Raw genomic sequence first — 13,069 nt, 5'->3', positions numbered from 1 at the left:
TAGAGTAAAATAGTGGGGGCAATTTCCTCTTTATAAGAAAAAATGAAAAACTAAGATAAAAAGAGATATTTAAAGTAAGTGTCCTAAATAAGGGGGCCAACCCGTTTCGAAGTGGTTTGCGATGTGAAAAGTCGAAAAACAGGATTTAATCGACATTTTGAAGTGGTTTGCGATGTGAAAAGTTGAATAACAGGATTTAATCGACATTTTGAAGTGGTTTGCGATGTAAAAAGTCGAATAGCAGGATTTAATCGACATTTTGAAGTGGTTTGCGATGTGAAAAGTTGAATAACAGGATTTAATCGACATTTTGAAGTGGTTTGCGATGTAAAAAGTCGAATAGCAGGATTTAATCGACATTTTGAAGTGATCGATACATACCTTCCAAACTTGGTTAGGATGTGTAGCAGCGATCTGATTTTCCGATAATAAAGTCTTAAAACAGGGGGTTAACTTTCCCCAAAATTAAAAAGCTTGTAGAGAAAATATACCTTTTCTCCACAAGCTGAGCCTCTTTTTAAAGAAGGCTTCTTTTTTTAGCTATTTACTTTCCACAATTAGTGTAACAGGACCTTCATTGACAAATTGTACGTCCATCATCTCACCAAAAGCACCCGTTTCAACGTGTATACCAAGCTTTCGCAGTTCATGATTAAACGACTCATAGATATTTACAGCATGCTCAGGCTTTGCCGCGTCCATAAAATTAGGCCTGCGACCTTTTCGACAGTCGCCATAAAGGGTAAATTGGGAAACCGATAATACTTCTCCATTTACATCTAGTAAAGAGAGGTTCATCTTTTCATTCTCATCTTCAAAGATTCGTAAATTCGTTATCTTTTCAGCAACATATTTTGCATCAGCTTCTGTATCCTCGTGCGTAATACCAACTAATAACATCAAACCTTTAGATATTTTTCCTACAATTTCTTTATTAACCGTAACACTCGCTTCTCTTGCTCTTTGAACAATTACTCTCATATTCTCACCCTAATGCATCATTCTTCGGACTGCGTAAATATCAGGAATTTGCTTAATGCGATCCACTACCTTTTGAAGATGATTAATATTATGAATGGATATTGCCATAGAGATCGTTGCCATTTTATTTCGATCAGAGCGTCCTGAAACAGCTGTGATATTTGTTTTTGTTTCATTGACAGCTTGTAATACCTCGTTTAACAATCCTCTTCGGTCAAAGCCCGATATTTCTATTTCGACGTTGTATTCTTTTCCTTCTTTTGCATTTCCTTCCCATTCCACTAAAAGAAGACGTTCTTTCGCTTCCTCAGTATGAACATTTGGACAATCTGTTCGATGTACAGATACTCCTCGACCTTTCGTAATAAAGCCAACAATGTCATCTCCTGGAACAGGATTACAGCATTTAGAGAGACGAACGAGAAGGTTATCAATTCCTTCTACTCGGACACCACTATCTTTCTTTTTAGTTATCGTGAATTTCTTCATCTCTTGGACTGCATCCACAATGGAATTCTCTAGTTCAAGATCTTTCTTTTTTCGCCATTTGTCTGTTAGTCTAGTAGCAATTTGTGCAGCAGTAATTCCGTTATAGCCTACTGCAGCATACATATCCTCTTCATTTGAAAAATTGAACTTGTCAGCAACTCTTTTTACATTTTCGTTCACTAACACTTCTTTTGGATCTAAATCTAATGCCCTAATTTCTTTCTCTACTAATTCTTTTCCTTTTATCACATTCTCATCACGGCGTTGCTTCTTAAAGAATTGCCTGATTTTATTCTTGGCTTGAGAGGTTTGAGCTAGCTTTAGCCAATCCTGACTCGGCCCATACGAGTGCTTGGAGGTTAAAATTTCGACGATATCCCCTGTTTTTAATTTATAATCTAAGGTCACCATTTTACCATTTACTTTTGCACCGATCGTTTTATTACCAATTTCAGAATGAATTCGATAGGCAAAATCTATTGGCACTGAACCAGATGGTAACTCGTAAACATCTCCTTTTGGTGTAAAAACGAACACCATATCTGAGAACAAGTCAATCTTTAACGATTCCATAAATTCCTCTGCATTACTAGCATCATTTTGCCATTCAAGTATTTCACGGAACCATGTTAGTTTTTTCTCGAATGTTTCACCTTCATGTAAAGGTTTACCTTCTTTGTAAGCCCAGTGTGCTGCAATCCCATATTCGGCCACTTGGTGCATTTCTCGCGTTCTAATCTGTACTTCTAACGGATCACCTTGGGGTCCAATCACTGTGGTATGAAGAGATTGGTACATATTTGCTTTTGGCATAGCAATATAATCTTTGAATCTCCCTGGCATTGGCTTCCAGCATGTATGAATGATTCCCAGTATTGCATAACAATCTTTAATGCTACTGACAACAATACGGACAGCAAGTAAATCGTAAATTTCATTAAATTGCTTGTTTTGAATCGCCATTTTTCGATATATGCTATAGATGTGCTTCGGTCTACCTGATATCTCAGCAGTAATAGAAACTTCTTTTAATTTTTCGCGAACCTCATTCATAACCTCTGCTAAATATTCTTCACGCTCTGCTCGTTTCTTTTTCATAAGATTTACAATCCGGTAATATTGCTGTGGATTTAAATATCTCAAGGACGTATCTTCTAGCTCCCATTTAATCTTTGAAATCCCTAGTCGATGTGCAAGCGGAGCAAATATTTCTAATGTTTCGTTAGAAATACGTCTTTGCTTTTCCTGTGGAAGATGCTTTAGTGTACGCATATTATGGAGCCTGTCTGCTAGTTTGATTAAAATAACACGAATATCCTGTGCCATTGCTACAAACATTTTTCGGTGATTTTCTGCTTGTTGTTCTTCTTGAGATTTATATTTAATTTTCCCTAACTTTGTGACTCCATCAACAAGCATAGCTATTTCTTTATTAAACTCAGTCTCAAGCTCCTGCAAGGTAACACTCGTGTCCTCTACTACATCATGCAAGAATCCTGCGGAAATCGTTACAGGATCCATCTCTAAATCGACAAGTATACCTGCCACTTGAACGGGATGAATAATATAGGGTTCACCAGATTTTCTATATTGCTCTTCGTGTGCTGTTTTTGCAAAGTCGTAAGCATGCTTAACGAGCAGCACGTCCATTTCAGATAAATATAATGCAGCCTTTTCAATGACTTGTTCGGCTGTTAGTACTTGTTCATTTGCCATGAAAAATCACCTAATTATTTGTCATTTAAATAGAAAAATTAAAGTATTTTTGAAGACAGCTATTACTTTAAAATTATTATTGTACCTATTATCTTGAAAAACGAAGAAGATGTAAAGGTTAATAGGTAAAAATGTGTGATAACGAAAGATATACCATTTAAAAAGAAAGAGTGTCTTAACGAGACACTCTTTCTAATCATGCGAATTAATATTTCATTAATGTAAGTACATCATATCCTTGAAGCTTTGTACGTCCTTCCAAATACGTCAGCTCAATTAAAAATGCGATACCAGCAACGATACCACCTAGCTCTTCAACAAGCTTAATCGTTGCTTCAATCGTTCCGCCTGTTGCGAGTAGGTCATCAGTAATGAGAACACGTTGACCTGGCTTTATAGCATCTTTGTGCATGGTTAATACATCTTTTCCGTATTCTAAGCCGTAGTCTACTTTAATTACTTCGCGAGGAAGTTTACCTTCTTTACGAACTGGTGCAAACCCAACCTCAAGCGCATAGGCAACTGGGCATCCTATGATAAATCCTCTAGCTTCTGGTCCAACTACTAGATCGATTTGTTTTTCTTTTGCAAATTGGACAATTTCATCGGTTGCATTTTTATAAGCCTTCCCATTGTCCATTAAGGTTGTTATGTCCTTAAACTGAATCCCTTCTTTTGGCCAGTTTGGAACGACTGTGACATACTTTTTGTAATCCATTACTTTAATTGCCTCCTATACGGTTACCAAACCTTTATAAACATGATCAAACCAATCTTTTAATTGGGAATAAGAAGAATACATTAATACATCCTCTATCTCAATTTGTTCTTGTTTTTGTTGATATGTTCGAGAGTCTGTTAAATCCCGCTTTTTCGGTTGATTAGTTAGAGAAATTATTCCATTGTTTATTGTAACAAATTCTAATTCAAAAAACACCTTTGACATGAACTGAATTGATTCTTTTGACCAGCCGCGTTGCTTGGCTAATCGTTCAGCTGAAGACTTCATGTCGAACTCTTTATTCTTTGCTAGAAATGCATAGAACCATTTAAAATGCTCTCGAGTAGGAATTGTATTGAAAAAGTGTGTTTCGCTCTGATTAAAGAACGCATAGATCCTTTTAGGATTCAATTTTTTCACGATAGCTTCTATCAAGGAAAGTGATGGTGGCATATCTGCAAATACAACATAATCCGGAGTAGAAAGAAAGGTATCTATATCCTTTTCATCCCTTATTAACCAAATAGATTCCTCCAAATCCTGCAGATGCAATTCTTTTATAGAGTCTTCATTGAATATCATTATTTTGTGGAAATCCTGTAGAATTGATTCAATCTGTTTTTTAACCATTTTATTGCCACGGAAATCAAACAATTGCCATTCTTTTACACAAATATCTTCTATCATGATTTGTGGCTTTCGATGATTGTTCCATTCGTTTATAGATAAATCACCAATAACGGATATAGAAGATAATGGTGATATATGTTGTGTAACGTGACCATGTCCAAATGCAATACCATCTAATAAAACGCCGGATTTTTCTAGCATTAGCTTCAAATGAGATTGATCCTGTCCAATTTTTTTCATTTGTTGGATAGATGCTTCTGAAATTGCAAACTTTGGCTTTGGATTACCAACACCAAACGGTGACAAAGATTGTAATTGTTCAATTGTATCAATCGATATATCCTCCAGCTCACATTCAACATCAATCTTTGTGATAGGTGTATAATCCTCAGGTGTTAAGCATTCACCTGCTAATCTGATCAATCTTTCCCTTAACTCCTCTATATACTGATAACTAATAGTCATCCCCGCTGCCATTGTGTGACCACCAAAGTGTGGCAAAATATCCCGGCACGTAGATAAATTTTCAAACAAATCAAAGCCTTCAATACTTCTAGCTGATCCCTTTGCTTCCTGCTTCTCACTATCCAGACTTAGTACGATTGTTGGCCTGTAGAACTTTTCGACGAGCCTTGAAGCAACAATCCCAATGACTCCAGCATTCCAGCCTTCCTTCCCAATGATTAGAACTGGATTCTCCTCTAATGGGTATTGTTCGTCTACCATTTTGATAGCCTCTTCTGTCATTTCATTTACAATTTTTTGTCTTTCCTTATTTAATGCATTTATCGTATTGGCAATTTCCATCGCCACATTTTCGTCTTCCGTGAGAAAAAGGTCAACGGCAGGATCTGCAGAGTCTAACCTTCCTGCAGCGTTTATTCTTGGTCCTATTGAAAAACCAATTGTTTCTTCTGTAATATCTTTTTGCGAAATGCCACATACATTTAGTAATGCTTTAAGCCCGGGATTTACTGAATTTCGTAACGCTTGAATTCCTTTACTCGCAATTAATCTATTCTCGTCATGTAGTGGAACCAAATCTGCGATAGTTCCAATAGCCGCAAATCCAACATATTCATCTGGACATTTCCCTAAAAGAGCATGGGCTACTTTTAGGGCTACTCCTACACCTGCAAGCTCTTCAAAAGGATAGGAAGACCCTGGCTTTTTTGGATGAATAATGGCATATGCATCAGGTAATTCTGGACCTGGTTCATGATGGTCAGTAATAATAAGATCTATTTTAAGATCTTTCGCAAAGCTTGCCTCTCTTAAGGCAGAAATTCCGGTATCAACCGTAATGATTAAATCGTATCCTTCATTCTTTGCCCACTGAAACGCTTCGTTGTTTGGGCCATAGCCTTCAGTAAATCGGTTTGGTATGTAAAAGCTAGCATTTGCACCTACTTCTCTTAGTGCTCGTATCAAAACGGTCGTACTGCTTACCCCATCCGCATCATAATCGCCAAACACTAAGATTTTCTGACCTTCTTCAATAGCTACCTTTATTCTCTCTACTGTTCTATCCATATCATGTAGCAAAAATGGATCATGCCAGTCATTTTCGTCTATATTTAAAAATTTCGTTGCTTCCTCTGATGTAGTAATCCCTCTGCTTACTAGTAAATCAGCTAGAATGGGAGATAAAGAGAGGGTTTTCGCTAATATTTCTGCATTTTCTTTATTCCACTGTTTCTCAATCCATCTTGTTTTTGATGCAAGCATGAAATCACCCCTTGACCCAATCATTATACAGGAGTGGCCAGGGGGTGACAACGATTACTCACGATTAGCAAGATTTTCATCCTCGGTAAGTTGCTGTTCATCAACTTCTATTACATGACGGTTTCTTTCAATATCTCTCTCATAATTTTGTTTTCTTAATTGTTCATTTTCAACGTGTTCATTTACCTTTTTCCGTAACTGCTCATTTTCTTTTTGGAGTTGCTTTATGTTCTTTTGTAACATAATTAATCGAAAGATCCCCGCTGCCCCAACCGCAAAAGCCCCTAATACAGCTGATCCTAGTATAACCAGGATTAGTGGCCATTCAGAGACTCCAAACACATAATCTACTCGAACAGGGTTTACATTTACTACGGCAAACACTGCAACAATTAAAGCAAATAATAACGCTACAATTAAGATCCATTGATTTTTCATTCTTATTCCCCTCTCTTGGTGAGGATGCTAGTCTTCGCTATACGGATTAATATGAACCATAACATCCTTTACAAGTCCTTGCTTTAATAGTTCTTCTTTTACGTTTTTCCCGATCCGATGCCCTTCTTCAACTGTGATGTATGGATCCACTGATAGCTTTAAATCAACAATCACATAGTGACCATGCTCCCTAGCATGGAACGCATCCAATTTTTTTACTCCATCTACCTTCATTACGAGCTCTCTCATCTCTATTGTATCTTCGTCATGTAAAACATGGTCAAGTGTATTATGGATCGATTCCGAGCCTAGCTTCCATGCCATTCTAATAACCATAATCGAAACAACAATACCCGCTACCGGATCTCCATATATTAGCCAGTCTATTCCAACACGGTCCCCGATAATAGATCCAGCTATTCCAATTAATGCTGCAATTGAAGAAAATACATCGGAACGATGTTCGTATGCGTTGACAATAATAGCATCACTATTAATTCGTTTACCCAATTTAAATTTATATCTAAACATCCATTCTTTTACAATAATCGAGAATACGACTGCATAAATAGCTAACATCTTGGGAGCTTCTATTGGATGGAAAAAGGACTCGAAAGATGACTTTCCAATTTCAAGGCCTACTAGGAATAATAATACAGCTACTATGATTGCTGAAATGGATTCTGCTTTTCCATGGCCATACGGATGATCTTCATCAGGTGGTTGTTTCGCAACTCTAAGTCCTATGTATACTGCAAGGGAACCTACCACATCTGAAGCTGAATGAACAGCATCTGCAATAAGGGCTTTACTATTACTGATCGTTCCAATAATCCCTTTTAATAACGCCAATAGTATATTACCTATTACTCCAACCATTGCAGCGAATTCAGCTTGCTTAAAGCGGTCTTTGTTATCTGCCATTTTTTCACATCCTAAACATTTAAAGATATAGTTTATTGTATCCTAAAAGTATAAAAGTTTGAGGAAATCTGCATTTCTTTTTTGCTTATCGCTAGCGATAGATTTCGTATTCGACTGGGTAAAAAAAACTCGTGAACAAAGTTTGTTCACGAGTTTTCCTTTTATACAAGAGCTTCGGGCTCTAAGTCGTCATCCTCTTTTGTAGGACGTTTTTTACCTAAAGTTTTACTCTTCCATACTAACCAAAGCTGGGAAGCAATAAATAATGAAGAGTATGTTCCAGCGATTAAACCTAATAGTAGTGCTAGTGAGAAGTTACGAATAGATTCTGCGCCGAATACATATAAACCAATGGTTACAATGACAACCGTTATAACAGTGCTTACAGAACGACCAAGGGTTTGACGAAGACTATCATTTACAACAGCTGCTAGATCATCAAATGTCTTAATCTTCTTACCTCTAATTGTCATAATTTCACGAATTCTGTCAAACGTAACAATTGTGTCATTAATGGAATAACCGACAATCGTTAATACGGCAGCAATGAAGGTTAAATCAACCTCTAATCTAACTATACTGAAGAGGGCTATTATAAAGAATGCGTCATGTAATAATGCGACGATTGCTGCAATTGCCATATGAATCTCAAAACGGATCGTGACATAAATAATAATCCCTATCGAAGCAATTAAAACAGAAATAAATGCATTCTTTGCAAGTTGTTTCCCTACAGTTGGTGTAACCGTACTAACATTTGGCTCCGAGCCATATTTCCCTACAAAATGCTCTTTCAATTGGGCTATTTCATCCTGTGTTAGTACACCAATAAATCTAGCTACACCAATTTCATTGTTATTTCCTGAAATATTAACATCCTTTATCTCAAGACTAAGGTTTAGTGCTTCTATTTCAGATTGAATTTCTTCTTTTGTTAATGCACTTTGTCCAAGTACTTCAACACGTGTCCCACTTGAGAAGTCGATACCAAGATTTAATTTAAGGGTAGATAGTAGCACGACACCAACAAGTGCAAATGCAATAGAGAATAAGAAGAACTTTTTACGGTGTTTTACAAAATCATATTTATCAAATCTCGTTGGAATATGAATATCTGTTTCACCCGTTTCGATATCTTGAATGTCAGATTCCTTCACACCAAAATAGGCAGGTTTTTTATTAAAGATACGGCTATTTACCCAAAGTCCTAATAACAATCGGCTTAGGTAGATAGCAGTTAGGAAACTTAATAGGATGCTCACAATTAACATCGTAGCGAATCCTTGAACAGAGCTATTCCCGTAAAAGAATAGAACTCCAGCCGCTAATAAGGTCGTAATATTTGCATCGAGGATGGTAGAGAGCGAACGTCTATTACCTGAACGGAATGCAGACATAACTGATTTACCTGTTTTTAATTCCTCTTTAATTCGCTCAAACGTAATAATATTGGCATCTACAGCCATCCCTACCCCTAAAATTAAGGCAGCAATACCTGGCAATGTTAATACTGCATTCATCCAATCAAACACAAGTAGAACAAGGAAAATATAGACACTAAGTGTAATGATCGAAATAAACCCTGGAAAGCGGTAGAATATTAACATGAACACAAAAACCGCTAAGATTCCAATAATACCTGCAAATATGGTTTTCTGAAGAGCCGTTTCACCAAATTGGGCTCCTACAGACGTTGAATATAGCTCTTCTAACTCAACTGGAAGTGATCCAGCGTTTAGTAAATCTGCTAACTCTTTAGCTTCTTCTACTGTGAATTTACCAGTGATCGTGACAGTTGTTGTATTAAACACTTGTCCAACAGTTGCAGCTGATAAAAATTTTGGGTCAGGCTTCCCCGCTTCTGCTGCATAGGAGTCCCCCTCTTCATAATCTAACCAGATTACTAACAAGTTGTTAGGATATTGATCTAGAATACTTTGGGTGACTTTAGCGAATTGCTGGGCACTTTTTAACGTTAGGGCAACGTTTGGTTGATTATTTTGATCAAATGATTGCGATGCCCCTCCTTCTACTAAATCCGCACCCGACATTAATTCAACATCATTTGTATCACGGAACGTTAACTTTGCTTCTGTAGATAAAAGTTCACGTGCTTTATTTTGATCCTCCACGCCAGCAAGCTGAACACGGATACGATCTTCACCTTCTATTTGAATATTTGGTTCACTAACTCCTAATACGTTAACTCGCTTCTCAAGGGCTTTAACAGTGCTAAGTAAGATATCGTTATTAATTTTTTCACCATTAACAGGATTCACCTTATAAAGAACTTCGAAGCCACCTTGTAAATCAAGTCCTAATTTAATGTTGTTCGTTACATTATTGGTTGTGGTGCCAATAAGACCACCTAATAGCAAGACCAACAAAAAGAATATGATGATACGGCCTTTTCTTACCATGTAAAATAATCCTCCTTATACGATTGCTTAATCTTAAGCGATGGGTAGCTGTCACGGTTAGTAATAAGGATTATGTAATATCTTTTTTTCCTTCAATCATTACACCGAACTATCATTATGCCGAAATCGCTACTTACAATACTCTCATTATGAAAGAATCACTATATTATGTCAATTTTCTTCCACATTTATGACTCCATCGCCAACCCCTTAAGAGGAAAAAAAGCTTGGACCCTTATAGGCTTCGACTGTTATAAAGCTCATATAATCACTAATTGATAAAGATAAAATATCATTTACCACCTCACGTAGAGGCTTCGGTTCTTCATCTTTCTTCCACTTCTTTTTTCTTAAACAATTCCAAATGTCCTCTTCATTAACTTTGTCGTATCCTAATATTTTGAATTCCTCAAGCTTACTAACGATTGCTGGTTCCACATGAATTTTCAACTCATCCCAATTCACAAGTCCATCCACCTTTATTTTCTCATTTTATAAATCAGCTTTATTTAAAGCCTTACTTTCTGTCATGCTTGGCCCACTTGTATGCATATAGATATTGTATATGAATTCACTATGTTTGAGAAGGTAGGGTCATTAGCATGTCTAAATCAAAGCAAACATTTTTACAAGGAACTCTCATCTTAATCCTCGCTGGTTTAATTACAAGAGTACTTGGTTTTGTCAACAGAATTGTTGTTGCTAGAATTATGGGAGAAGAAGGTGTGGGGCTCTATATGATGGCAGTCCCAACACTTTTACTTACTATTACCCTTACTCAATTAGGTCTTCCAATTGCGATTTCAAAGCTGGTTGCTGAAGCGGAAGCACTAGGTGATCGAAAAAGAATAAAGAAAATATTAGTTGTTTCCTTAGCAACAACAGGTATATTAAGTATCATTTTCACAAGTGGTATGATTATACTCGCCCCTATATTATCCGAAACCTTGTTAACTGATGCTCGAACGTATTATCCACTCATTGCCATTTCACCAATTGTACCTATCGTTGCTTTATCCTCTGTACTTCGTGGATATTTCCAGGGCCGTCAAAACATGAGACCGGCAGCCTATTCACAGGTGATCGAGCAAATTGTGCGCATTTCACTTGTTGCCCTATTAACAAGTGCCTTCCTACCTTATGGTGTTGAGTTTGCTGCTGCAGGTGCAATGATTTCTGTCGTAATTGGGGAACTCGTCTCTTTACTTTATATGATCATGATGTTTAGGATGAAGAAGCGTGTACAAGTAAGAAAAAACTTTTTTCAATCTGTTTCTCATGGAAAAGAAACGTTCAAGAGTTTAATGTCGATTGCCCTACCTACCACTGGAAGCCGACTAATAGGCTCTTTGGCCTATTTTTTTGAGCCGATTGTTGTTGCCCAAAGTCTAGCTATTGCCGGAGTGACCACTGCCCTTGCTACCAAACAGTATGGTGAACTTACTGGCTATGCTCTGCCCTTACTTTTCTTACCATCATTTATTACGTATTCTTTATCTGTTTCACTTGTTCCTGCTATTAGTGAAGCAGCAGCTCAGAAAAAGACACTATTAATAGAGCATCGTCTTCAACAGGCTCTTCGTTTGTCCTTTGTTTCAGGAGGATTAGCTGTCGTTGTTTTATATGTATTTGCTGAACCAATCATGCAATTGATGTATGGATCGGCTACAGGTGCAATTTTCGTAAAAGTCATGGCTCCATTTTTTGTTTTTTATTATTTTCAAGGACCTCTGCAAGCAGCATTGCAAGCTCTAGATTTAGCAAAAGCTGCGATGGTGAATAGTTTAATCGGTGCCATCGTAAAAATTGGTGTTATTTTTGCTTTAGCAACAAGGCCCGAGCTTGGAATTATGGGAGCAGCATTAGGAATTGTGGTTGGAATTATGCTCGTAACACTCCTACATTTTTCGACGGTTATTAAAGTTATTTCTTACTCCATTTATGTAAAAGAATATATCAAAAGCTTTGTAACGATGATTCTAGCAGGTATGGCTGGTCATTTTGCATTTTCTTTCATGCCAGTTTCACAGCCATTAGTTATTCGATCCATCATTGCGATCACCCTTACAACCATTACGTATATCGTTCTGTTAATCGTATTCCAGCTAGTGAAAAAGGATGAGATGAAAAAAGTGCCTATTGTTGGTAAGCATATTGCAAAGTGGATGTTTGCGTAAAAAAATAAGTAACCTCTCAATTCGTTTGAAGGGTTACTTATTTTTTATCTTTTAGATCAATATAAAACATACCATGGTCATAGCTACAAAATGAAATATCTTTTATACTTCGATAGCCCAATTGTCTAAGTTGCTGCCTAAGCCATAGATTTGTTTTATTTAACAATTGGAGATGTTTTTCTTGTACGATACCATCGACAATCAAGGGTAAATGAAGCGTACTTTGTTTTACATGATCTTTTTCAAAAACGGAAAGTTTTCCTGATGGTTCTAATACCGCAAATTCGACATCAGCTACATTGTTCACGTTTTTGTCGCGTAATTGTGTTAATAAATCATCAAAATTATAACGTTGCTTTTTCATTTCTCGTTCATTTATTTTCCCATTTTTAATTAGGATTGATGGTTTACCATCGAGAATCTCTCGCAGTTTTTTACTTTTTAACGAAAGAGTTGCCATTAATATTTGAACTCCCATCAGTATTAGCATTGGGACCATTGTGTAAAGCAAAGGCTGCTCGGCATTCTCAATTCCCATCACCGCTGTTTCCGCTATCATAATAAACACGACTAGATCTAGTATACTAAGTTCCCCAACCTCTCTCTTGCCCATTAACCTGAAGATGAAAACAATTAAGAAATATAAAAACAGAGTACGAGCAATAATGGTAACATACTCCATTTATAATCCTCCTTTTACACACACATCATTATTGTCTATTTTAAGCAAGCATGAGTAAAACATAAGACGAAGGATTTTCCAATCATCCAAAATAAGCCGAATAGACTGATGTACCTTGTAATTCTTGTAGCTGAATTAATATTGGTAGCTTTTCTGCTGAAGA

At 36.8% G+C, this 13,069-nt stretch carries 10 protein-coding genes; 1 reads left to right on the top strand and 9 read right to left on the bottom strand.

Features of this window, described 5'->3' with window-relative positions; genetic code table 11:
• Positions 1 to 540: 540 nt before the first annotated feature.
• The 8 genes from dtd to ACFSCX_RS05765 form a co-directional block, all read right to left on the bottom strand.
• Positions 541 to 981 (bottom strand): D-aminoacyl-tRNA deacylase, encoded by a 441-nt coding sequence (gene dtd, locus ACFSCX_RS05800; RefSeq protein WP_377927212.1) that lies wholly within the window; start codon positions 979 to 981, stop codon positions 541 to 543.
• Positions 982 to 990: 9 nt separating this feature from the next.
• Positions 991 to 3,186 (bottom strand): RelA/SpoT family protein, encoded by a 2,196-nt coding sequence (locus ACFSCX_RS05795; RefSeq protein ID WP_377927211.1) that lies wholly within the window; start codon positions 3,184 to 3,186, stop codon positions 991 to 993.
• Between the two features lie 205 nt (positions 3,187 to 3,391).
• Positions 3,392 to 3,904 carry an adenine phosphoribosyltransferase gene (locus ACFSCX_RS05790; RefSeq protein WP_377927210.1) on the bottom strand — a complete coding sequence of 171 codons (513 nt, stop codon included), beginning with the start codon at positions 3,902 to 3,904 and terminating at the stop codon, positions 3,392 to 3,394.
• Positions 3,905 to 3,919: 15 nt separating this feature from the next.
• The gene (recJ, locus tag ACFSCX_RS05785) at positions 3,920 to 6,265 is read right to left on the bottom strand and encodes a single-stranded-DNA-specific exonuclease RecJ (protein WP_377927209.1); all 2,346 of its coding nucleotides are present in this window, start codon (positions 6,263 to 6,265) and stop codon (positions 3,920 to 3,922) included.
• Positions 6,266 to 6,319: 54 nt separating this feature from the next.
• Positions 6,320 to 6,703, bottom strand: a complete 384-nt coding sequence (locus ACFSCX_RS05780) for a LapA family protein (protein WP_377927208.1) — start codon at positions 6,701 to 6,703, stop codon at positions 6,320 to 6,322.
• Between the two features lie 27 nt (positions 6,704 to 6,730).
• Entirely contained in the window at positions 6,731 to 7,627 is an 897-nt protein-coding gene (locus ACFSCX_RS05775; RefSeq protein ID WP_377927207.1) for a cation diffusion facilitator family transporter, read from the bottom strand.
• 161 nt (positions 7,628 to 7,788) lie between these two features.
• Positions 7,789 to 10,047 carry a protein translocase subunit SecDF gene (secDF, locus tag ACFSCX_RS05770; RefSeq protein WP_377927206.1) on the bottom strand — a complete coding sequence of 753 codons (2,259 nt, stop codon included), beginning with the start codon at positions 10,045 to 10,047 and terminating at the stop codon, positions 7,789 to 7,791.
• Positions 10,048 to 10,257: 210 nt separating this feature from the next.
• Positions 10,258 to 10,512, bottom strand: coding sequence for a post-transcriptional regulator (locus ACFSCX_RS05765; RefSeq protein WP_377927204.1), 255 nt, complete (start codon positions 10,510 to 10,512; stop codon positions 10,258 to 10,260).
• Positions 10,513 to 10,649: 137 nt separating this feature from the next.
• Between ACFSCX_RS05765 and spoVB the strand changes: the two genes are divergently transcribed.
• Positions 10,650 to 12,224 carry a stage V sporulation protein B gene (spoVB, locus tag ACFSCX_RS05760; protein WP_377927202.1) on the top strand — a complete coding sequence of 525 codons (1,575 nt, stop codon included), beginning with the start codon at positions 10,650 to 10,652 and terminating at the stop codon, positions 12,222 to 12,224.
• A gap of 37 nt (positions 12,225 to 12,261) precedes the next feature.
• Here the strand turns inward: spoVB and ACFSCX_RS05755 are convergent, their stop codons facing one another.
• Positions 12,262 to 12,906, bottom strand: a complete 645-nt coding sequence (locus ACFSCX_RS05755) for a DUF421 domain-containing protein (RefSeq protein ID WP_377927201.1) — start codon at positions 12,904 to 12,906, stop codon at positions 12,262 to 12,264.
• Positions 12,907 to 13,069: the final 163 nt, after the last annotated feature.

This window comes from Bacillus salitolerans, from assembly GCF_042680805.1.
In the GTDB taxonomy this organism is placed as follows: Bacteria; Bacillota; Bacilli; order Bacillales; family SA4; genus Bacillus_CJ; species Bacillus_CJ salitolerans.
The sequence above is the reverse complement of the archived record's forward strand: the minus strand, read 5'-3'. Positions and strand labels throughout refer to the sequence as shown.

Coding starts and splice junctions, on each gene's coding strand:
- ACFSCX_RS05780 (WP_377927208.1), bottom strand. CDS start 6,703: ATGAAAAATCAATGGATCTTAATTGTAGCGTTATTATTTGCTTTAATT.
- spoVB (WP_377927202.1), top strand. CDS start 10,650: ATGTCTAAATCAAAGCAAACATTTTTACAAGGAACTCTCATCTTAATC.
- ACFSCX_RS05790 (WP_377927210.1), bottom strand. CDS start 3,904: ATGGATTACAAAAAGTATGTCACAGTCGTTCCAAACTGGCCAAAAGAA.
- ACFSCX_RS05755 (WP_377927201.1), bottom strand. CDS start 12,906: ATGGAGTATGTTACCATTATTGCTCGTACTCTGTTTTTATATTTCTTA.
- recJ (WP_377927209.1), bottom strand. CDS start 6,265: ATGCTTGCATCAAAAACAAGATGGATTGAGAAACAGTGGAATAAAGAA.
- ACFSCX_RS05795 (WP_377927211.1), bottom strand. CDS start 3,186: ATGGCAAATGAACAAGTACTAACAGCCGAACAAGTCATTGAAAAGGCT.
- ACFSCX_RS05775 (WP_377927207.1), bottom strand. CDS start 7,627: ATGGCAGATAACAAAGACCGCTTTAAGCAAGCTGAATTCGCTGCAATG.
- secDF (WP_377927206.1), bottom strand. CDS start 10,047: ATGGTAAGAAAAGGCCGTATCATCATATTCTTTTTGTTGGTCTTGCTA.
- dtd (WP_377927212.1), bottom strand. CDS start 981: ATGAGAGTAATTGTTCAAAGAGCAAGAGAAGCGAGTGTTACGGTTAAT.